Below are 22,209 nucleotides of genomic sequence, written 5' to 3' on the forward strand. Positions count from 1 at the left end.
ATTCGGAGTGAAGGCGAGGTCGTTTTTGGCGTCCGAGGAGGCATGTTTTAATGCTGGTTAATGTTGTTGATTTACGGGAGCGGACCTATCGGTGGAGTTCGGTTCTTGCAGTTATGGAAAGTGCGTTAAAAGATAACGAGGCTTCCGATTCCGACCAGGTTGAGGCGGGCCAGAGTATCGACATTGACTATGCTGAGCGGTCGGGAATTTCTGTGCGCGAAGCCGTTCAGTGGGCCGAGCAAGCGGGAGCGCCGGTAACGCTGTATTTGTATGATATGGATGGCAAAGCCGCGGCATCGGATGAATAGGTCACAGTGCGGGCTAAGTTTGCGGTTTGATCAATGCGTCAAGCATGGGTGAGATATCTTCAACCACTTCGGCAATGATGTGAGTCACTCCGCTTTCACGTTGAATACGACCAGTCACCTTTAGGGCACGCCCGGCGATGACCGCGCGGCGATATTTCTCGTAGAGTTTGCGCCAGACAATCACATTTGAGATGCCTGTTTCGTCCTCCAGAGTGATGAAGATCACGCCTTTTGCTGTTCCCGGGCGCTGGCGCACAAGAACCAGTCCGGCAACAGCAATGCGGGCACCGTTGGGTGGCCGGTCAAGCTGGTCATGGGGCAGGCATGCAGGGGGGCGATGCCAAGACTGGAGATCAGAGCAGGAACTGGTGGTAAGCATAAGAACAAATATAGAACAAAATTGACATCTTCGCAAACAAAGATCTTACCAGCTGGGGCTGGAAGGATCCGATGGAGAAGGCTAGGTAGTTCCGCGACGAATCTAACAAGGAACGATCATGGCGAAGATCACCTATATTGAGCATGGCGGCAAAGAGCATGTTGTGGATGTCCCAAGTGGCCTAACGGTTATGGAGGGCGCACGTGACAACGGTATTCCTGGCATTGAAGCAGATTGTGGAGGCGCATGTGCCTGTTCGACATGCCATGTCTATGTCCATCCTGACTGGGTTGCAAAATTGCCTGAACGCGATGCGATGGAAGAAGACATGTTGGATTTTGCCTATGAGCCCGACGCAGATCGTTCGCGTTTGACGTGCCAATTGAAAGTGTCGGACGACCTTGATGGTCTGATTGTCCAGATGCCGGAACGCCAAATTTGATGCGATTTTCCATCGCCATAGGCCTGCTATTCTTTGTTGCAAGTCCGGCAATAGCTGAAGATGTCGTGTCTGCAGAGTATGCAGCCCCGACGACACGTTATGCCCACGGAGTTCTCGGCGACGCCATCGAACACGATAGTCTTGTGATGGAAACTGCAGGCGGGCGTCGTTTTCGCGTAGACCTTCCCGAGCGACGTGTTTTTGAGGATACCGAGCCAAGATTGTTTGACGTTGATGGCGATGGACAGAGAGAAGTTATCGTCGTCGAAAGTGATATGGAGCTGGGTGCCCGATTAGCAATCTACGGGCCTGAGGGACTAGTTGCATCAAATGAATTCATTGGCCGCTCGAGCCGTTGGTTGGCCCCGGTTGGATTGGCCGCCGCAGACCTGGATGGAGATGGAAGCGTTGAACTGGCATTCGTGGATCGCCCACACCTTGCAAAGACGTTGCGCATCTTCAGATTTGAACCTGAAACGCTAGTGCTTGTTGGTGAATATCCGGGTGTGACCAATCACAGGATCGGCGAGCGCGATATTGCAGGTGGTATTCGCGACTGCGGTGCGGGTCCTGCAATGATCGTTGCCGACGCGTCCTGGAGACGCATTCTTGCGATCACCTTTGATGGTGTTGGATTTCAAACCAGCGATCTTGGCGAACATAAAGATCGGGCGAGTTTCAATTCCGCATTGAACTGCCAGGATTAGCCGCTGGGCATTTCAAGGGCGAAACTACGATTGCCTTTATTGTAAATTAGTTGGTCAGCCGTGATACGAGCGATAGTTCCTCCGTCTATTTTGTCGCCGACTTTGACGCGTACGTAGCGCCCCGATGGCAATCGAACCAGTGCGCGTCTGTCTGATGACGTTCCGAACACGCCAACAAGGTTGAGTCTGTTGAGCCTGATGGCGTCATCAATAGTGGCCTGACGAGCTACATTGACCGAAGTCGGTGCAGATGGTTGCGTCGCCACGCGTGGCACCGGTGCAGCCTCTTCGGCGGCGGTGTCTTCGGCCAGCGCGGCTTCGATTGCTGCTGTGGTGTCGGGCGTTGCGGCGGCAAGTGCACGCTCTTGTCGCGCAACTGCTTGTGCAGATCGCGCGGTGGCGACGATGATTTCAATGTTTCCGGGACGCAGTTTTGGATTGCTCGAAGTGGCGACGGCAAGTGCGGTTGGAGCCGTGTCTGCGCGCGCGCGCATTGCTTCGATTTGTGCTGAACTTGGACGTTGGCCGGGACGGATGTTGGCGAGTTCAACGATGGGACGACCGAACTTGGAGACTTCGGCTTGTAGACCAAAGCCTTCCGGGCGCCCGCGCGGTGCTATGTTCGTCAAGGAGAGCGCAAGTTCAGTCGGCGTTGGAAGTGGACCTGCAGCTGTAGGGGGCGTTGGTTCGGTCTGAACCTGCTCTGCTGTGGGTGCTACTGCGACGATGGCCTCTGGCTGATTAGCCTCAGGAGGAGTTTCCATAGTGCCGCTTTGTGGATCAGGAAATACGCTTCGCGGAAATACCCCGGGTTCGCGTTGACGGGGAACACTTGGGTCCCAAGAGGCAAGCTGGATCTCAAGAGCAACAACGTCAGGCACTGCAAGGTCTGATGTGGAAACTGCAGTTGCAAAGGTGGGAATTGCGTCCAGCAATTGCGGCAGTTGGTATTCTGGCGGGTCGGCTATCGAGCCGATGACCGCCGTCGCCCCCTGAAGCGCAACATCGTCTTTGAGAGCAGCGAAAGTTATGCCGTCGGAGGTCTCAGTCAAGGGCGAGCCATTAGGCGAAAGACTGCTGGGTCCACTTTCTTCGATGCCGACAAGGTTCAGTGGGCGGCGTTCCAAAAGTTGACCTGGGGTCGGAACAGATTCAGGGCCAGAAGTCAGAATTTCTGTATCTAACGACGGCAGGACAGGCCGATCCAACGCCGCATCAGGAACCCCAAAGACAATAGGGTCATCCACGGTTGGCGCGGCGGCACCCATTTCCGCCGTAATTTCTGGTATGGCGGGCGAGACGTCCGACAAGATCGAGCTTTCCGAGGTGGCATTGGCAACAGTGTCATCTGTTGTGCTTCCAGTTTCGGCACCAGATGGGTTTTCTTGAAGCACTTGCTCGGTTTGACCAGACGTACTGTCTTGCGGAGCAGACGAATTTTCGGGGGCTGTTGGCAGGATTGCCCAGATGACAGCTGCGATGCCGATCGAAAGCGCGGCTGCAACCGCCGCAAGCGCGGGGGTTGGCACAGCGCGATCACGCTTCTTGATCGATATTGGCGATGGTGTGGTTAGGCTTTCGACACGGGCCCGCGCGGTTGCGACCCCTATATCTGTGCGAATTCGTGGAGTGGCGTTTTCTCGCGGCAGCGGGGTGCCGGGATCTAATGGCGGATAATCTGCACTTTCAATGCGCATAACCGGCATAGGGTCGTCAACTTTGACGACGGGACCCTCGGGATCATTGGATTTTGGCGCAGGAGTTGCCGTCTCGGAAGGCTGGTCTGTTCGGGTCGTTGCAAATGAAGGTGCTGTAGTCTCGACTTTGGGTTGGGTCTCGTCCTCGGTTATTGATTTGGGGGCGATTTCAGCAAATGCGGCAGATTGAGGTTCGCTAAATAGCGGAAGACGAGGGAATTGGTTTTCGTCTACGAAGGAAGAGTAACCTACAACTTCCAATCCGCGTCCGGCGGCGAATTGCTGGGCTTCGCTCAATGTGTCGCGAGCGATGGCGGCAACGCTTGCGATGCCTTGAGCGCTGAGTTCCCAGTCAATCTGAAGTTCTTCCAATGAATAGGGAGTGCGACCATCCATGGCAGCGTGAATCTCGGCGGCCGCATTTCCCTCGGAAGCAATTGAAACTTCAGTGAATAATATCTGATCATTTGGCAGGAAAATCGTTATTGGCACTGGTGGTTGAATAAGGTCTGCGAGGTCTTGAAGGCGCTTCTCAATGTCAGCACCTTCGATTTTTTGTATCGCTATTTCCTGCCAGTCACCGTCCTGGCGGCGCAAAAGCCGCACGGCACTCATAGACAAATCAAAGGCCCAATACTCAGACATGGGCGACGAATATCATGGGTCGAGTCCCGCGTCACGCGTGGCTTGCAGCAAATTTACGCTTTGCAAATTATTGCCTATCCGACGTGAGTTGGGGTTGCGTCGCGCGGCCAGGACGTCGACTATTTGGGCGTCAATTTGGGAGTTTGAGTATGCGTTTAGTAAGTTTGGTGACTGTTTGCTTGTTATCCCTTGGTGCGATGGCAGAAGCCGCTGACCAAACACGGGAAATCATTGTTTCTGGCGAAGGCATCGCCAGTGATTCACCGGATATGGCGAGTATTCGTCTTGGTGTAATGCGCGAAGCTCGAAGTGCTGGCCAGGCTCTGGAACTGATGTCAGAGGCAATGGCTTTGGTTTTGAAGCAGCTTGAAGAACGCGGGATTGAAAGCCGCGATGTCCAGACCGCTAGTGTTGGTTTGTCGCCCAGATTTCAGCGAACAAACGATGGCAGACCGCCAAAGATCAGTGGGTATGTTGCCAGCAACGACGTACGGGTTCGGGTCCGCCAGCTTGACCAGCTTGGGGCCATCATGGATGCAGTTGTCGGCGATGGGGCGAATTCTATGAACGGATTGTCGTTTGGGATTTCCGATTCAGCAGCGATTGAAACGCTTGCTCGAAGGGATGCTGTTCAGAATGCAATGAGTAAGGCCGCGGTTTTGGCTGATGCGGCGGGTGTTTCCTTGGGTCCCGTCTTGAGCATTCACGAGGCAAGCACTATCGCCGCTCCGACGCCGATGATGCGCAGTGCAATGATGGAATCCAGTTCTGTTCCAATCGCCGAGGGCGAAGTCGATGTTCGGGTGACAATAACCATGACAATTGCAATTGCAGACAACTAACGACGGGTCGATCTAAGGTGCGGAGGTTAGCCAACTATCTTTTGCGTGCTTGGCTTGGTGTTTCACCAAATGTTTCTTTGAATGCCCGCGCAAAACTGGATGCGTTTTCGTAACCTGTACGTGTGGCAATCTCTGACAGGGATATCGACAGATCTTCGCAGAAGCGCCGAGCCGCATTCAGGCGTAGTCTTTGGTAAACTTTGCGGGGTGGAGCGCCGAAAGATCGATTGAATCTCTGTTCCAGATCTTTTTGGCGGCAACCTGCATGGCGCGCAAGTTGCGCGGCAGACAACGGGTTTTCGATGTTAGCTTCCATGGCTGCCAGTGCGCGCCGAATGCGTTTGTCGCCTTCGGGCGGCTCCATCGGCCCGGGGGAAGTCGCGTCCGGAACCGCAAACAGTGCTGCAATTTGCAGAGTAAGTGCCGTACCATGACGTCGCGCAATAAGGTGCATCATCATTTCAAAGGCGGTGATGGCGCCACTGGCCGTCAATCGATCACCATCGTCAATCCAGCGTTCGCGCTGCGCGTGAACGTTCGGAAAAGCCTCTTCGAACTCTTCGAAATTGTCGTAATGGATGGTAGCGCGCCTGTTTTCCAGCAAACCCGCCGTTGCCATCAGCCAGGCACCTCCGTCGATACCTATCATTGTGTTGAAACGATTTCCGGCCGAACGCAGTTGCCGTGACAGTGTATCGGTGGCGATTTCTCGGTATCCGTAGCTGGGCAATAAGATCAGCGCATCGCCTTTGGCAGTTGCCGTCAGCGGGCCATCCGGCACGATGGTTATTTCGGACGAGCTTTTGACCACGCGTCCGTCCAACGTGACCGCCTGCCATTCATACGCGCGCCAGCCCAGAAACGTGTTCGCTGCACGCAGTGGCTCTAAAGCATTGGCGAACACGTGGGAAGAAAACCGATCAAACAGCACAAACGTCATACTGGCGGACTCAGAAGATGGAATTATCCATTCACGCATAGTTTTGACTAAACGTGCACAATTGCATTCGTCAACCTGTCTATTGTGATTCCAAGAAAAGCAGGGAGTTCAAGATGCCTCTGGAAATGAACAAAGATGTATTCATTACCTGTGCGGTGACCGGATCGGGCAGCACGCAGGATCGCAGCCCCCATGTGCCACGAAGCCCCAAAGAGATTGCAGACAGTGCAATTGAAGCCGCGAAAGCCGGAGCGGCCGTCGTTCACTGCCATGTCCGGGACCCGGAAACGGGCGTGCCATCCAGAGACCTAGGCCTTTATCGCGAGGTAACCGAACGCATTCGTGATGCCGAAGTTGACATGGTCCTGAACCTGACTGCTGGCATGGGGGGTGACATGGTGTTCGGTCCGACCGATGCGCCACTTCCCTTGAATGCCAATGGAACCGATATGGCCGGAGCAGTTGAGCGCGTTGCACATGTGGCCGAATGTCGGCCCGAGATCTGTACGCTGGATTGCGGTACAATGAATTTTTCCGAAGCTGATTACGTCATGACCAATACGCCCGGTATGCTGAATGCAATGGGGTCCTTGATGACCGAAATGGGTGTTAAGCCCGAGATCGAGGCGTTTGATACCGGTCATCTTTGGTTCGCCAAACAGCTTGTCGCAGATGGCGTGCTTGAAAGTCCGGCTTTGGTTCAATTGTGCATGGGTGTGCCTTGGGGTGCGCCTGACGACCTGAACACATTTATGGCTATGGTGAACAATGTTCCAAAGGATTGGACATTTTCTGCCTTCGCGCTTGGTCGAAATCAGATGGCCTATGTCGCTGCTGCAGTTCTTGCCGGAGGCAACGTCAGGGTTGGATTGGAAGACAATCTTTGGCTGGGCAAGGGCCAATTGGCGACAAACGCGCAGCTTGTTTCGCGCGCTGTTGGTATAATCGAAGGACCGGGTTCAAGAGTGATAGGACCGGCCGAAGTGCGAACCAAATTGGGGCTTACCAAGCAGAGTCCGGTCTGATGCGACGCATACTGTGCTATGGCGACAGCAATACATTTGGCACTGGCCCGATGGAAACTTTGTTGGATCAGCCTTCATTCTCAAAAAGCCAGCGCTGGGCGGGCGTGATGGCCGAAGAATTGGGCGGCGACTGGGATGTTGTTGTCGAAGGCTTGCCGGGGCGGACGACCGCATTGGATGACCCCATCGAAGGCTGGTATCTGAACGGGCGGCATCTATTGAAACCGACGCTTCTAACGCACGCGCCCATAGACCTGCTCATAATCTGCCTGGGAACCAACGACACACAGCAACGCTACGGAATGGGCACGCAGGAAATCGCTCTTGGGGTGGCCCGGTTGTTGCAAGATTCGGCCGCGCTGAACGTCGTGGACAAAACTCTGGTTGTCTGCCCGCCGCCGGTGCGGGAATTGGGTGATCTGGCCGAAATTTTCTCGGGTGCTGAGCGCCGCTCGCAGGGATTGCCAAAACAGATGGAGCGGTTTTCGACGGTTCACGGTGCCGCGTTTTTGGATGCCGGTGATCACATCGAAGTTCACGAGACCGACGGCGTTCACTGGGGATTAGAGAGTCATAGTGTTCTAGGCGGTGTCGTTGCCAAAAAGGTGCAGGAGATGTTTGCGTGAGAGAGGATTTCGTAGATGCCTAAGGCGGCCATAATCGGCGGTGGTGTTATTGGCGGGGGCTGGGCTGCGCGGTTCTTGCTAAACGGCTGGAATGTTTCGGTGTTCGACCCCGATCCGCAGGCGCAAAGAAAAGTTGGTGAAGTTCTGGATCAGGCGCGCTGGGCATTGCCGATGCTGTATGATCGCACTTTGCCCGCAGAAGGTAAGTTGCACTTTGCCGACTCGCTTGAAGATGCCGTTGATGAGGCTGCTTTTGTTCAAGAGAGCGTCCCCGAGCGCCTTGATTTGAAACGCGGAATCTACGCTCAGATTGAAGCCGCAAATTCTACCGCACCAATCGGTTCTTCAACCAGTGGCTTCAAGCCGTCCGAATTGCGCGCGGGCATGAGCTTTGGGGGGCGACTGGTCGTCGCTCATCCGTTCAATCCAGTATACCTATTGCCAGTTGTCGAAGTGGTTTCGGGTTCAGAGGCATCGCACGACCATGTCGCCGCAACTACCGAGATTTTAGGCTCAATTGGGATGCACCCAATCGAAATAAAAAAAGAAATCGATGGACATGTGGCGGATCGGCTGTTGGAGGCGGTTTGGCGAGAGGCGCTTTGGTTGATCAACGATGGCATCGCGACGACCGAAGAAATCGATGATGCTATCCGCTTTGGGTTTGGTTTGCGCTGGGCGCAAATGGGGCTGTTTGAAACGTATCGGATTGCGGGTGGTGAAGGCGGGATGGCGCATTTCATAGCTCAATTCGGCCCGGCCCTAAAATGGCCCTGGACCAAGCTAATGGACGTTCCAGAGCTTAGTGAGGCCTTGATTGAGGCAATTAGCGAGCAATCGGACAGCCAATCCGGCCACATGACCATCCGAGAGTTGGAGCGACTGCGGGACTCCAACTTGGTCGCGATGATGCGGGCTTTGAAATTAAGGGGCAGCGCTGCTGGCAAACTGATTGCCGAGCATGAAGTTTCGCTTCCGAAACCGGCGAGCAAAGAACGATCGTTGACCACTGTGCATCGGGTCATTCCGATCGATTGGACCGACTACAATGGCCACATGAATGAAAGCCGCTACGGACAGGTTTTTTCAGACGCCGCAGACGAGACGATGGCTCAGATTGGTGCCGACGCAGACTATATTGCGTCTGGGTTCAGCTATTTTACAGTTGAAACGACTGTTAAATATCTCTTGGAAACCCACGCCGGCGAAATGATCGGGGTCGAGACGTTAATCAAAGAGGGGCAGGGCAAGAAGCTGCGCTTGTCACATCAGATGACACGGCATGACGATGGGGAGGTATTGGCGACCTGTGATCAGTTGTTGCTGCATGTCAGCTTGAATACCCGCAGGACCTGCGACCCGCAGCCCGAAATTCAAGTGAAACTTGCAGAGTTTGTAGCTCGTTACGGTGGGGCGAAGTGATGAAAGGGCACAATTGATGCAATTCGGGTTGACCGACGAGCAATCGATGATTGCAGACACTGTCCGCAGTTTTGTCGAGAATGAGATTTACCCTCATGAAGTTGAAGTTGAAAAAACCGGAACTGTGCCAGCCAATGTGGCCGAGAGAATTCGCCAGAAAACGATAGATCTGGGCTTTTATGCCTGCAATTTCCCAGAAGAAGTTGGGGGTGCGGGGCTGTCTCATCTGGAATTCGCCCTGGTCGAGCGAGAACTTGGGCGCGGATCGATGGCGTTGACGCATTTCTTTGGTCGCCCGCAAAATATCCTTTTGGCGTGCGAAGGTGATCAACGCGAAAGATATCTACTGCCGGCTGTGCGTGGCGAAAAGATGGATGCTCTTGCGATGACAGAGCCTGGGGCGGGTTCAGACGTCCGAGGAATGACAACAAGCGCGCGACGAGAAGGTGCAGACTGGATACTGAACGGCACCAAACATTTCATTTCCGGCGCCGAACACGCGGACTTCGTAATTGTGTTTGTGGCGACAGGTGAAGATCAGACACCCAAAGGCACCAAGAAACGCATCACCACTTTTCTGGTGGATCGCGGAACGCCAGGTTTTGTAATTAGGGATGGTTATGCCTCGGTCAGTCACCGTGGTTACAAAAATATGATTCTGGAATTCGATGACTGTCGTTTGCCACAGTCCCAAGTTCTGGGCGAAGTTGATGGCGGATTTAAAGTCATGAATGAGTGGCTGTATGCCACCCGGATTTCGGTTGCGGCTATGTCAGTGGGACGCGCACGTCGATGTTTCGACATGGGCTTGGCCTACGCGGCCGAACGTGAACAGTTCGGCCAGCCAATCGGGAAGTTTCAAGGTGTTAGTTTTCAGCTTGCCGATATGATCACGGAAATGGACGCCGCAGATCTGTTGACACTTTCGGCAGCCGAACGCCTGGATCACAAGCTGCCAGCAAGCCGAGAAATCGCATCGGCCAAGCTTTACGCGACCGAAATGTTGGCACGAGTCACCGATGCAACCCTACAGATATTTGGCGGTATGGGTTTGATGGACGACCTTCCGATTGAGCGGTTCTGGCGAGACGCCCGGGTTGAGCGGATTTGGGATGGCACCAGCGAAATTCAACGCCATATCATCGGTCGAGAATTGTTGAGACCTATGGGGCCTGATGAAAAGGGCTAGTTATCCTACTAGGCCGGATGGAGCTGGAGGTCAGTTGAAATGAAAGACCTGTCGCGACTGTTGCATCCCAAGACAATCGTTGTATTCGGCGCTGCCTGGGCCGAGAATGTGATCCGCCAGTGTCAAAAGATCGGCTATGCCGGGGATATCTGGCCGGTTCATCCAACACGAGATCAAATTGGCGGGAAGTCCTGCTTTCGCTCTGTTGAAGACCTGCCAGCGCCGCCTGATGCCGCATTTATTGGAGTAAACAGGCACGCCACACTTGATATCCTTGATGATCTGCGACGCGTTGGTTGTGGTGGCGCTGTGAGTTTCGCCGCGGGATTTGCCGAGGCGGGTGACGACGAGCTACAGCATGAGTTCCTGCGTCGGGCGGGTGATATGCCTGTTCTGGGTCCTAATTGTTATGGGGTTATCAACTGTTTGGATGGCGCGATAATCTGGCCGGACCAGCAGGGATGCGAAAAGGTCGAAGAGGGTGTGGCGATACTCAGCCAATCCTCGAACATCGGCATCACGCTGTCCATGCAGCGTCGCGGGCTACCGGTTGCCTACTTGGCTTGCATAGGGAATGCGGCACAAACTGGTCTTTCAGACATGGCAGACGCTTTTCTGAGCGATCCAAGGGTGACCGCTTTAGGGATCTATATGGAGGGTGTCGGTGACGCGATATCATTTGCCAACGTAGTCGCCAAAGCGCACGCGCTTGGTAAGGGCGTCGTGGTCTTCAAGGCAGGGCAAACCGAAAAAGGTCAGGCCGCAGCCATGACTCACACTGCGTCGCTTGCGGGTGGTGGCAAAACTTCTTCGGCGTATCTGAAGCAAATTGGAGCCAGTGAAGTGCACTCGGTTCCGCAATTAATTGAAACTCTCAAGATACTACATGTGAATGGCCCACTGGATGCCAGCACGTTCATTTCAGTTTCCTGTTCCGGAGGAGAGGCCGGGTTTGTTGCCGATGCTGCCCACAACACAGAATTGAAATTTCCACCAGTTCCCGACGAGCAATCAAGAAAGCTATCTGAAGTCCTTGGCCCCCTTGTCGCGATCACTAATCCTTTTGATTATCATACATTTATTTGGGGCGATGCTGAACGCATGAAGGATGTGTTCAAGGCGGCTTTGGACGGATATGAAGCTGCATTGTATATCATTGACCCGCCGCGCGCGGATACTTGCGACACATCAAGTTATGAGCCAGCTTTTGATGCGATGGCGTATGCAGTTCTGAAGACTGGCAAGCCAGCATTCGCCGTTTCGACATTGCCAGACACGATCGACCAAACGTTGGCAATGCGCCTCATGGATCGCGGAATCGTGCCGTTACTTGGTTTAGCCGACGCACTCGTAGCAATCAGTGCAGCTCGCAGAAGGCATGTTGTTTCGGGCTGGAAGCCTTGGTCTGTAAGGCCGCACGGTGCAACATTTCTATTGGATGAAGCAAACGCAAAAGAGCTCCTAAAAACATTAGAAGTCGCTACGCCGAAATCAGCCACAGCGGCGACCATTGCCGAACTTTCCGCAGAAGAACTGACACCTCCATTTGCCCTGAAAGGACTTGGGTTTGCTCATAAAACCGAAGCCGGGGCGGTCCGATTGAATGTTTCTTCGCTCGAAGAGGAGCCTTTGATGCATGGCGCCAATGGGTATCTATTGGAAGAGATGATCACGGATGTTGTCGGCGAGGTTTTGATTGGCGTCTCCCGCGATCCTGTCTATGGCGCATCCTTAACTCTGGGCATCGGCGGTGTAGCTACAGAATTATTGGGGGATTCAGTAACTTTGATTGCACCCGTGACTGAACCCGAAATTCAAGAGGCGCTTACAAGACTTAAACTTTGGCCGACCTTGAATGGACATCGCGGGCGCGTGAAAGCGGATGTCGGCGCGATTGCCGATATAGCGATGAAGTTACAAGCCTTACTCGAAAACGAGCCCGATATAATTGACGTCGAAATTAACCCTCTAATGGCCCGCGAGTCCGGGGCAATTGCCGCGGACGCACTGATCCGAAAGGAAACTGGATGAGCACAGACTCAATTCGAACTCGCCGCGACGGCGCTGTTCTTGAAGTCACACTGGACCGACCGAAGGCCAATGCGATCAATCTTGCAACGAGCCGTATTATGGGAGAAGTTTTTCGTGATTTCCGCGATGATCCTGAACTTCGCGTCGCAATTTTGCGGGCAGAGGGCGACAAGTTCTTCAGCGCGGGCTGGGATTTAAAAGCAGCGGCCGGTGGCGACGCCGTGGACGATGACTATGGCGTTGGCGGATTTGGGGGCTTGCAAGAATTGCCCCATTTGAACAAGCCCGTCATCTGCGCGGTGAATGGCATTTGTTGTGGGGGTGGCTTTGAGATTGCATTGTCATGCGACCTGATTGTGGCGTCGGATACTGCAACGTTCGCCCTTCCGGAAATTCGTTCCGGAACCGTCGCTGATGCAGCATCAATCAAGCTGCCGAAGCGCATCCCTTATCATGTCGCGATGGACTTGCTGTTAACCGGACGATGGATGGATGCAGAAGAAGCGCTGCGTTGGGGGTTATTGCGGCAAGTCGTCAAAAACGATGAGTTGCTCACTTCGGCCAGAGAATTGGCTCATGTTATTGCATCCGGCCCGCCACTTGTCATGGCCGCCATAAAGGAAGTGGTTCGTGATGCCGAGGATTCGAAATTTCAGGATGCGTTGAACCGGATAACTAAACGTCAACTTAGCACAGTCGACAGCCTTTACGGTTCTGAAGATCAGTTAGAAGGCGCAGTTGCCTTTACCGAAAAACGCGATCCGATTTGGAAGGGGCGCTGACTTTATTCAACTCGACAAGTGGATAAAGTCTTGGACTGCAATGCTGCCCAAGACCGATGATGCCATCATAAGGTGCCCTTGGAGGTGAGCGGAATGCCCCGTTTTGAAGCCATCATCTTTGACAAAGATGGAACTTTGTTTGACTTCAATGCGACCTGGAGTGTTTGGGCTAGGTCTGCCGTTGCTGCACTGGGGCGTGGGAATAATGGACGTGCCAAGTTAGTTTCGGACGCCATTGGATTTGACCTTAAAAAGGGTGTGTTTCTTCCGGACAGCCCAGTCATTGCTGGAACAGTTGAGGATATCGAAGAGGCATTGAAGCCTCACATTGATGACGAAAATATTGTGGGAAAGCTGGATCAGATCGCCTGTGAAACGGTGCAGGTCCCGGTAGACGGTCTGTCGGATGTGCTGGCGCAATTGGCCCACGAGTATGTTCTCGGTGTCGTTACGAACGACTCCGAGGAACCGGCACTTATTCATCTGTCGTCAGCCGGAATTGCTCACCACTTCAAGTTCATCGCAGGTTACGACAGCGGATTTGGGGCGAAACCTGAGCCCGGGCAACTATTCGCGTTTTGTGACGAAGTTGGAATTGCGCCTGAAAAAACGGTCATGGTCGGCGACAGCCGGCATGATTTGTCAGCGGCAAGAAAGGCCGGGATGAAAAGTGTAGCAGTTTTGACAGGGGTGGCTAAAACGGAAGACTTGACTGATCTGGCTGATGCAATCTTGCCAAACATTGGACATCTGCAGAAATGGCTGGATGCGCAGTAGTTTAAGCCAATGATCGAAAAACGACAAATTATGTCGCCAATGTAGCGCAGTTTGTTCGGAATTAAGCCATGACTCCAAGACAAATTATAGGAGTTGATCATGGCGGCGAATGCACGGCGAAAACGTTCTGGTGGACGAGCAGGCAATACGCGCCGAACATCGACTGAAACTATTCAACAGTTGCCGTGGAGCGTTCCTGTCAATAACGACCGGCCGACCGAACCTCTGACTCCTGTGGGTGTGGAGGCGATTCACAACGGCGCAATGCGCATTCTCGAAGAAATCGGCATCGAGTTTTTGAACGAAGAAGCGCTGGATTTGTTTCGCCAGATCGGCGCAAAAATTGATGGCACGAATGTCCGGCTTGATCGAGAATTCGTAACCGAAATGGTGGCTCAGGCGCCGTCTGAATTTACTTTGACACCGAGAAATTTGGACAAACAAATAACTGTAGGTGGCAAGCATATCCTGTTTGGAAATGTGTCTTCGCCGCCGAACTACATGGATATAACGACTGGCAAGTTGTCGGGAACACGAGAGCAGTCACGCAATCTGCTAAAGCTGACGCAGTATTTCAACTGCATACATTTTGCTGGTGGTTATCCGGTCGAGCCGGTGGACGTCCACGCCAGTGTCCGTCATCTGGATATGCTTTACGACAAGCTGACACTTACCGATAAGGTCATGCATGCTTATTCGCTTGGCCGCGAGCGTGTCGAAGACGTCATAGAGATGGTGAAGATTGGTGGGCAACTCAGCGAGGAAGAATTCCAGGCAACGCCGCGCATGTACACCAATATTAATTCTACGTCGCCGTTAAAGCATGATGAACCGATGATCGATGGTTGCCTTCGGCTTGTGCGCCGTGGGCAGGCCGTGTTTGTGACGCCATTCACATTGGCCGGTGCGATGGCACCCGTTACGATGTCCGGTGCCGTAGCACAGTCAATTGCGGAAGCGCTATCAGCTATTGCCTTGTTTCAATGGGTCTCGCCCGGTTGTCCTTGCGTATTGGGGACATTCACTTCCAACGTGGACATGAAATCTGGCGCGCCCGCATTCGGCACGCCGGAGTATATTCGCGCCACGCAGATGACAGGGCAAATGGCGCGATATTACGGGCTACCAATGCGGTCGTCCGGTTCCTGTGCTGCAAATGTTCCGGACGGTCAGGCCATGTGGGAAACCACCGCGTCCCTATGGGCGGCCATCCAATCTGGGACAAACATGGTGTATCACGCCGCTGGTTGGCTTGAAGGCGGCCTAATCGCCAGCCCAGAAAAGTTTGTGATGGATTGCGAAGTCATCAACCAGATGATCCGATATTTCGAACCTGCGCTTACGGCGACGACAGATGCGGACATCGCAGTTGATGCCATCGCAGAGGTTGGCGATGATGGTCATTTCTTTGGCATTCAGCACACTCAGGAACGTTATGAAACAGCGTTTTATCAACCGTTTCTCAGCGATTGGCGCAATTACGAGGGTTGGGATATTGCCGGAGGTGTTTGGACCGCTGAGCGTGCCCATCACATGTGGAAAGACATTGTGAATAATTTCGAGGAACCGCCGCTGGACGTGGCAGTTCGTGACGAACTCGCGGATTTTGTCGAACGCCGAAAAGCTGAAGGCGGCGCACCCACGGACTTCTAATCCTTTCCGGTGCCAATCTTCGGAAAATGTTAAGCAGCCTGGCCTATTTCGATGTGGGAATATATCGGGAGGCTTGATGCACGGCCTGGCAAACAGAGCATTGCAGAGCTTTGTAATTGATACCTACGGCCCTCGGGCGTGGGGGGATGTCGTTGGCGCTGCAGAGCTTGGCTTCGAGACTTTCGAACCCATGCTAATCTATGAAGACTCGCTCACTACCGACGTACTGCGGTCGTGCGTGCGTGTCCTCGGCAAACCAACGGCGACAATTCTCGAGGATCTGGGCATTTATCTGGTTGCCCATCCAAATTCAGAAGCCTTACGGCGATTGCTTCGATTTGGTGGAGACACTTTTGAGGAGTTTTTGATTTCATTGGAAGACTTGCCCGAACGTGCGCGCCTGGCCGTGCCTGATTTAGAGTTACCTGCACTTGAGGTGCTCGAAACCAGCAAAAGTCTTGTCGAAATAGAAATCTGCACCAGTGATTTCGGGCATGGTCCGGTGCTGGGTGGCGTCTTGCAAGGCTTGGCTGATGATTATGGTGTCCTGGCCACTATCGAATTGGAAAGAATTTCAAACGGCCACGAGCTCATTTCCGTACAGATTCACGATCTTTCATACGCAGAAGGCAAGCAGTTCGATCTCGCACAGAGAGTCGAACCGTGAGTTCTGTTGAAAACCAAACAGACGGCAACTTTGAATTCAATGTGCAAGCGCTCGCTGAATTGATGCCGATGTGCCTGATCGTAGCACGCGATGGTACCATTTTGCATACAGGTCCAACTCTTGACCGGATGGGCAACGGCGCAATGGTCGGCCAAGACTTCTTCGATACCTTTCAGGTGCGCAGACCACGTAGAATTTCTCTCTCGAAGGACATTGGGACGTTGACTGGTCAGGCCGTGCACCTTCGACTGAAACAACCCGACGCAACCCAGTTTCGAGCCGTTGTTGTCAAGCTGGAAGGGGAAGGCGGTAAGGTTTTGGTTAATCTTTCCTTCGGAATTCACGTGTCCGAGGCCGTGTCTCAACACAGTCTTACAATCGGCGACTTTGCTGCAACTGATCTTGCTGTCGAGATGCTGTATCTCATCGAATCCAAGTCCGCCGCCATGAAGGAGTCGCGAAAACTAAACCTAAAACTAGAGACGGCCCGCGCTGTAGCCGAGGAAAACTCGATCACTGACGCGCTGACCGGCCTGCCGAACCGCCGGGGCGTTGAGCGGTTGATCGATAACAAAATGCATCGAGGTCAACCTTTGGCAGTTCTGGCAATTGATCTGGATTATTTTAAGCAAGTCAACGACACACACGGTCATGCCGCCGGAGACGCTGTCTTGGTGGAAACAGCGGAAAGATTTAAGAGATTACTTGATGTTAAGGACGTTGTCGCTCGCCTCGGTGGGGACGAGTTTTTAGTTCTTGTAGAGGAATTTAAGTCAACGGAAGAGCTGCTAGCACTTGGTGAGGCGCTCATACAGACCTTGGAACGGCCGATTCCTTTTGAGGGTCGCAGTTGCGAGATTTCCGCAAGTATCGGAATAGCATTTGCCAGCGGTTTTGGCATTTCCGTTGATGCAACCCTCAAACGTGCGGATGCAGCGCTTTACCGTGCCAAGGAAAACGGACGTCGCCAGGCGGTTCTGTCCGATCGTATTGGGGACCATGGTTCATTTGATAAGCTTCCCCAGGTGGGCTGAACTGGAAATCACTGCGGTGCCTCTGTGACCCAATCAAAAGATTGCGTTACCGCATGCAAAAAGGATCCCGCAGAAGAACTTGCCGACATGAGTAAGAACCGATCGGAGTCCAGCCGAACAATAGTGCCACCCATATGCTCCATGACTGTCCGGGCATAGGCTCCAACTGCGAAGACACTTTGATCAAGATCGATGGGGCAAAGTCTTTCGAGCGCTGCCAATACATCGGGGCCCGAAACTTCAATCATAACCCAAGCATCGGTCTGGTCTGTGGTATAACCGTTTGTGCCCAACTTTGCCGAGATGTGTTCTGCGGCATTCGGGATATCATGAGAGAACAGAAACATTAGTTGGTCGGGCGTCGACTGAATTGCGCGTATTTCGCTGGAAAACTCGCTCATCACCGGCGAAGGAAACGACAGCTGCCAGACTTCCTGAAGCACATTCTCTAGTTCGTGTTCCTTGGATTGTGGGACTGCCACCGATACCAACGCCAGATTTGTAATCTCTGAAACCCGGTTGGCTCCAAACTTTCGGTCAAAGCCGCCAAGAACCGAGACAGGTTTGAGTTGAATATCAGGCACGCTGGCGACCTCCTTCGGGATCGACATGGTGTGGAGAGCAAACTTCCACAAGAATATCACTGTCCTGAACGGGGCTGAATGCTCGTATCGTTTTGCCAATCAGATTCTGACCGTCTCGCAGAAAACCCATCCCTATCGAGTGACCAAGCTCGGGCGAGAACGCAACCGATGTCATCCACCCCTTGTCGTGATCCGTGTCAGCCGGATCGCCGGGAAGAACGAAGTGCGCTCCGGCTTTTAGTTCAGCTGATTGGTTGACGGGGCGAAACCCGACGAGGCGCAGATCGTTTTCCGAATTCTGATCCATTCGTCCGGCAAGATTCGAGCCTATCGAGTCCTTTTTCTTCGACACCATTCCGCCCAACCCCAGCATGGCTGCGGTCGTTTGTCCGTTCAACTCGTTCCCAGCCGCATGTCCCTTTTCGATGCGCATGACACCCAAGGCTTCAGTCCCGTAGGGAATGGCGTCATAGGCCGCACCAACCTTCATCAAGGCCCGGATCATAGCGTCGCCATACCGCGCGGGAACCGCAATTTCATAGGCTAACTCGCCGGAGAAAGAGATCCTGAAAAGTCGCCCCGGCGTTCCGCCGAACACCGTGCATTCAGTGCAGGCCATGAAAGGGAAGGCGTCGTTGGACAAGTCAAGATCGTCCACGACTTCAGATAGCAACGCTCGTGAATTTGGTCCGGCGACCGCGAATTGTGCCCATCCATCCGTCACTGAAATCAGATGCACGTCCAGATCCGGCCACAAACACTGGCGCGCGAATTCCATATTCCGAAAGACTGTCACAGCGTTGGCAGTGGTTGTCGTCATGACAAAATGCGTTTCCGACAGTCGCGCCGTTGTGCCATCGTCGTAACATACACCATCTTCACGCAACATTAGGCCATAGCGCACTTTGCCGATTGGTAGTTTCAAAAAGGGATTTGCATACACGCGGTTGAGAAACTCCGCAGCATCCCGACCTTGAATGTCGATTTTCCCGAGAGTGCTAACATCGCACACACCGACAGAGCGGCGCGTCATCTCGACTTCACGGTCGACCGAGTCGCGCCAGCCTTTTTCCCCTGGCCTTGCGAACCATTGAGCCCGTAACCACGCGCCGGTTTCGACAAAAGTTGCGCCGTTCTCTGTGGCCCATTTGTGGCTTGGTGTCAGCCTAGTAGGTCGAAATTCCTTACCACGGGCCCGACCGGCGAATGCCCCGATAGCCACAGGAGAGTATGGCGGGCGAAATATCGTCGTTCCCGTCTCGGGAATAGATTTGCCTGCCGCCTCTGCCATGATGGCCAGCCCCAGAACATTGGCAGTTTTGCCCTGGTCGGTCGCCATTCCCAAAGTCGTGTACCGCTTCAGATGCTCAACTGCTCGAAACCCTTCAGCGTGGGATTGTTTGATGTCTTTTGTGGTGACATCGTTTTGCAGATCGACCCATGCACGGGATTTACTTTCGGCCACGTGCCAAAACGGTGTGATCCCGGATTGTTCGTCGTCGGCTCGGGCGGCGTTTTCGGTGTTCGGCGAATAGCCCAGGTCTTCCGCAATTTGCCGACCAGAGGTCTGACCATCTCGCAGGGCAGCACCCAGCGTCAGATTGCCGTTCGCTGCACCGATAACTGACATTCCATCGGGCAATTCACTACCCGGTGCAAATGCAGCGATGTCATAACGCCATTTCGGCCGACCGCGTTGATGGCAGGTCAAATGCACATTTGGGGACCAACCGCCGGCCACAGCCAGGCAATCGACATTAATGTTTTGGCCATTGCTCAAGAACACCGTGTGAATGGCTTTTCTACCGCGGGTGTCGACAACAAATTCACCCTTACGCGCATCGATGATCCGCGCAACATTCAGCCCTTTCGCCCTCAAATCTTCGGCCGTTCGCAGGCCATCATCATTGTTGGTGAAGATCGCGACGTTCTTGCCGGGCGCGACCCCAAATCGATTGACATAGCTTCGCACCGCCCCGGACAGCATGATGCCCGGTCGGTCGTTGTTGCCGAATGCAATGGAGCGTTCAGTGGACCCAGCAGCAAGAACTGTGCGTTTTGTGTAGATGCGCCAAGCAACTTGCCGAGGTTTGCTGCCCGACGAACTGAGGTGATCGGTCTTACGCTCGAGCGCACCATAAATTCCGTGGTCAAATGCGCCGTAGACCGTGGTTCTCGTCATCAGCCTGACATTTGGCATCGATGAGAGTTCAATTGTTTTTGTCGCCGCCCAATCTGAGCCAGAAGTCCCGGAAATTTGATGAGTTTCACTGTTAAGCCGACCTCCCATTCGGAAGTCTTCGTCAGCGAGAATAACACGCGCACCCGCACGACCAGCTGCCAACGCGGCGGATAGACCAGCGGGTCCGGCTCCAATAACCAGCAGGTCTGCATGCAGGAAGCCGTGATCATAGCAATCTGGATCTGGCTGCACTGAAAGTCGTCCAAGCCCTGCCGAGGCACGAATGACTGGCTCGTAGACCTTTTCCCAGAATGATTTGGGCCACATGAAAGTTTTGTAGTAAAAGCCGGCACTTAAGAACGGGCTGAGCAAATCGTTTGCGGCCATGATATCCCATTCAAGAGATCCGCGATGGTTTTGACTGGTCGCGTGTAATCCGTCAAAAAGCTCGGCCACCGTTGCGCGTGTGTTCGGCTCCTGTGCCGCTCCTTGCCGAATTTGCACCAAAGCATTGGGTTCTTCCGAGCCTGCGGAAAAAATTCCCCTTGGTCGATGATATTTAAAAGAGCGGCCAACCAATCGCTGACCATTCGCCAGTAACGCCGAAGCCAGAGTGTCGCCAGGGTGCCCACTTAACCACTTGCCATTCCAGTTGAATTTATGAGTTTTGGTTCTGTCAATCTGACCGCCGTCTACGCGAAATGCCTGAGTCATCTCGACCGCCCAACAGCACGCGCTGCCTTACGTGCAAGCTCAACATTGGAAATCTCGTGAGTGGTAGTGTCCCGTGTCACAACCAACCAAGACCGGTCGCCTTGTTCGTGATACCAAAGTTCGCGATGTTTGCCCGCCGGGTTGCTGCGAAGATAGACATACTCGTACATCTCATCGCCCTCGCCATCAGCTTTTACACTAGGGCGCTCGATCATACTTGCATCGCCTTTGTAAACAAATTCGGCTGCATCACGCGGTCCCAGAAGTGGATGGTTGATTATCACAAGATCACTCTCTCAATGCAGATTGGGTTGGGCGCCAACGCCCTTTTCGTCGATTGGCGCGCCTTGACGGAATCTATCCAAACGAAAATGCTTTGCGACCTGATGCGGCTCATTCTTGGCCAATAGGTGGGCGTAGCAATAACCACTGGCAGGGGTCGCTTTAAAGCCGCCATAACACCACCCGCCGTTGAAATAGAGCCCTTCAATGTGCGTCTTGTCGATGAATGGAGAACCATCCATGGACATATCCATAACGCCACCCCACATGCGCAAAAGCCGCGCACGTCCGATCATAGGCATGATGGCCATTCCGCCCTCGCAAACGTCTTCGACGACTGGCAAATTTCCGCGCTGCGCATACGAATTGTACCCATCGATATCACCACCAAAGACCAGACCGCCTTTGTCCGACTGGCTGACGTAAAAATGCCCAGCGCCAAATGTTATCACGCCGGGGATTGTCGGCTTTAATCCTTCAGAAACAAAGACTTGAAGGACATGTGTTTCAATAGGAAGTCGCATGTTGGCGTGCGCCATCACCCGCGACGACGAACCGGCAACGCAAACTGCAATCTTGCTTGCAAGGATATTGCCCTTTGTCGTTTCCACCCCAAGGCACTTCCCGTTTTCAATTTGAAATCCGGTGACCTCGCAGTTCTGGATAATATCAACACCAGCCGAGTCCGCGCCTCTTGCATAACCCCAAGCCACTGCATCGTGCCTGACCGTACCGCCCCTCGGCTGCCATAATGCGCCTTGAATGGGAAAACGGCCATTGTCGAAATCTAGGTAAGGACATTTTTCCCGGATTTCATGCGGCCCAAGCAGAACTGCGTCCGCCCCTGACATTCGCATGGAGTTACCGCGCCGAACAAATGCGTCCCGCTGCGCGTCGCTGTGAATAAGATTTAGAATGCCACGTTGGCTGACCATGGCGTTGTAGTTGAAGTCCTGTTCAAGACCTTCCCACAATTTCATCGACATCTCGTAGAAAGGTTGATTGCCCTTCAAAAGATAGTTCGAACGAACGATTGTAGTGTTTCGCCCCACATTGCCCGAACCGATCCACCCCTTCTCCAGGACCGCAACATTCTTGATCCCAAACTTGTTCGACAAGTAGTAAGCTGTTGCTAACCCATGTCCGCCGCCCCCGACTATGATGACGTCGTACTGCGGCTTCGGATCTGGTTCACGCCAAACAGGTTTCCACCCTTTGTTCCCCGTAAGACCTTCTTTCAGGATTTTCAGTGCCGAGTATCGCATAGCCAGCTTTCAGGAT

21 protein-coding genes are annotated in these 22,209 nt (G+C 53.5%); 14 read left to right on the forward strand and 7 right to left on the reverse strand.

Annotated elements, in window-relative coordinates; translation table 11 throughout:
* The first annotated feature begins 50 nt into the window (after positions 1–50).
* On the forward strand, positions 51–308 hold the full coding sequence (locus GKR98_02200) for a hypothetical protein (GenBank protein ID QMU57117.1): 258 nt from the start codon (positions 51–53) through the stop codon (positions 306–308).
* Positions 309–321: 13 nt separating this feature from the next.
* Here the strand turns inward: GKR98_02200 and GKR98_02205 are convergent, their stop codons facing one another.
* A complete protein-coding gene (locus GKR98_02205) occupies positions 322–687 on the reverse strand; it encodes a hypothetical protein (GenBank protein QMU57118.1) in 366 nt (121 codons plus the stop codon).
* A 118-nt stretch (positions 688–805) separates the two neighbouring features.
* On the opposite strand from GKR98_02205, the gene GKR98_02210 reads away from it, so the two are divergent.
* Positions 806–1,129 carry a 2Fe-2S iron-sulfur cluster binding domain-containing protein gene (locus tag GKR98_02210; protein QMU57119.1) on the forward strand — a complete coding sequence of 108 codons (324 nt, stop codon included), beginning with the start codon at positions 806–808 and terminating at the stop codon, positions 1,127–1,129.
* A complete protein-coding gene (locus GKR98_02215) occupies positions 1,129–1,836 on the forward strand; it encodes a VCBS repeat-containing protein (protein QMU57120.1) in 708 nt (235 codons plus the stop codon). Before GKR98_02210 ends, GKR98_02215 begins: the two co-directional genes overlap by 1 nt.
* Here the strand turns inward: GKR98_02215 and GKR98_02220 are convergent.
* The gene (locus GKR98_02220) at positions 1,833–4,178 is read right to left on the reverse strand and encodes a hypothetical protein (GenBank protein QMU57121.1); all 2,346 of its coding nucleotides are present in this window, start codon (positions 4,176–4,178) and stop codon (positions 1,833–1,835) included. The genes GKR98_02215 and GKR98_02220 overlap by 4 nt on opposite strands.
* Before the next feature lie 14 nt (positions 4,179–4,192).
* Between GKR98_02220 and GKR98_02225 the strand changes: the two genes are divergently transcribed.
* A complete protein-coding gene (locus GKR98_02225; GenBank protein ID QMU57122.1) occupies positions 4,193–5,020 on the forward strand; it encodes a DUF541 domain-containing protein in 828 nt (275 codons plus the stop codon).
* Between the two features lie 34 nt (positions 5,021–5,054).
* On the opposite strand, the gene GKR98_02230 is transcribed toward GKR98_02225, so the two are convergent.
* Positions 5,055–5,999, reverse strand: a complete 945-nt coding sequence (locus GKR98_02230; GenBank protein ID QMU57123.1) for a helix-turn-helix domain-containing protein — start codon at positions 5,997–5,999, stop codon at positions 5,055–5,057.
* A 74-nt stretch (positions 6,000–6,073) separates the two neighbouring features.
* Here GKR98_02230 and GKR98_02235 point away from each other — a divergent pair, with 74 nt between their 5' ends.
* From GKR98_02235 to GKR98_02280, 10 genes are all read left to right on the forward strand, one after another.
* Positions 6,074–6,985 carry a 3-keto-5-aminohexanoate cleavage protein gene (locus GKR98_02235; GenBank protein ID QMU57124.1) on the forward strand — a complete coding sequence of 304 codons (912 nt, stop codon included), beginning with the start codon at positions 6,074–6,076 and terminating at the stop codon, positions 6,983–6,985.
* On the forward strand, positions 6,985–7,611 hold the full coding sequence (locus tag GKR98_02240; GenBank protein ID QMU57125.1) for a GDSL family lipase: 627 nt from the start codon (positions 6,985–6,987) through the stop codon (positions 7,609–7,611). Before GKR98_02235 ends, GKR98_02240 begins: the two co-directional genes overlap by 1 nt.
* A 15-nt stretch (positions 7,612–7,626) precedes the next feature.
* Entirely contained in the window at positions 7,627–9,033 is a 1,407-nt protein-coding gene (locus GKR98_02245; GenBank protein ID QMU57126.1) for a carnitine 3-dehydrogenase, read from the forward strand.
* Positions 9,034–9,049: 16 nt separating this feature from the next.
* The gene (locus GKR98_02250; protein ID QMU57127.1) at positions 9,050–10,222 is read left to right on the forward strand and encodes an acyl-CoA dehydrogenase; all 1,173 of its coding nucleotides are present in this window, start codon (positions 9,050–9,052) and stop codon (positions 10,220–10,222) included.
* 39 nt (positions 10,223–10,261) lie between these two features.
* Entirely contained in the window at positions 10,262–12,253 is a 1,992-nt protein-coding gene (locus GKR98_02255) for a CoA-binding protein (protein QMU57128.1), read from the forward strand.
* Positions 12,250–13,035: a crotonobetainyl-CoA hydratase gene (caiD, locus tag GKR98_02260; protein QMU57129.1), complete on the forward strand. Its 786-nt coding sequence runs from the start codon at positions 12,250–12,252 to the stop codon at positions 13,033–13,035. The genes GKR98_02255 and caiD overlap by 4 nt, the downstream gene beginning before the upstream one ends.
* A 93-nt stretch (positions 13,036–13,128) precedes the next feature.
* A complete protein-coding gene (locus GKR98_02265) occupies positions 13,129–13,812 on the forward strand; it encodes an HAD-IA family hydrolase (GenBank protein QMU57130.1) in 684 nt (227 codons plus the stop codon).
* A gap of 99 nt (positions 13,813–13,911) precedes the next feature.
* Positions 13,912–15,465 (forward strand): methyltransferase, encoded by a 1,554-nt coding sequence (locus GKR98_02270; GenBank protein ID QMU57131.1) that lies wholly within the window; start codon positions 13,912–13,914, stop codon positions 15,463–15,465.
* Between the two features lie 76 nt (positions 15,466–15,541).
* Complete coding sequence (locus tag GKR98_02275; GenBank protein QMU57132.1) at positions 15,542–16,132, forward strand: heme NO-binding protein; 591 nt, start codon at positions 15,542–15,544, stop codon at positions 16,130–16,132.
* Positions 16,129–17,166, forward strand: coding sequence for a diguanylate cyclase (locus GKR98_02280; GenBank protein ID QMU57133.1), 1,038 nt, complete (start codon positions 16,129–16,131; stop codon positions 17,164–17,166). Before GKR98_02275 ends, GKR98_02280 begins: the two co-directional genes overlap by 4 nt.
* Before the next feature lie 8 nt (positions 17,167–17,174).
* Here the strand turns inward: GKR98_02280 and GKR98_02285 are convergent, their stop codons facing one another.
* The 4 genes from GKR98_02285 to GKR98_02300 are packed head-to-tail and all read right to left on the reverse strand — an operon-like array spanning position 17,175 to position 22,193.
* Positions 17,175–17,777, reverse strand: a complete 603-nt coding sequence (locus GKR98_02285) for a hypothetical protein (GenBank protein QMU57134.1) — start codon at positions 17,775–17,777, stop codon at positions 17,175–17,177.
* On the reverse strand, positions 17,743–20,646 hold the full coding sequence (locus GKR98_02290; protein QMU57135.1) for a sarcosine oxidase subunit alpha family protein: 2,904 nt from the start codon (positions 20,644–20,646) through the stop codon (positions 17,743–17,745). Before GKR98_02290 ends, GKR98_02285 begins: the two co-directional genes overlap by 35 nt.
* Positions 20,643–20,930 carry a sarcosine oxidase subunit delta gene (locus GKR98_02295; protein ID QMU57136.1) on the reverse strand — a complete coding sequence of 96 codons (288 nt, stop codon included), beginning with the start codon at positions 20,928–20,930 and terminating at the stop codon, positions 20,643–20,645. Before GKR98_02295 ends, GKR98_02290 begins: the two co-directional genes overlap by 4 nt.
* 12 nt (positions 20,931–20,942) lie before the next feature.
* Positions 20,943–22,193 (reverse strand): sarcosine oxidase subunit beta family protein, encoded by a 1,251-nt coding sequence (locus tag GKR98_02300; GenBank protein QMU57137.1) that lies wholly within the window; start codon positions 22,191–22,193, stop codon positions 20,943–20,945.
* Positions 22,194–22,209 lie beyond the last annotated feature (16 nt).

Origin of the sequence: Boseongicola sp. (genome assembly GCA_014075275.1) — a bacterium.
Lineage (GTDB): Bacteria > Pseudomonadota > Alphaproteobacteria > Rhodobacterales > Rhodobacteraceae.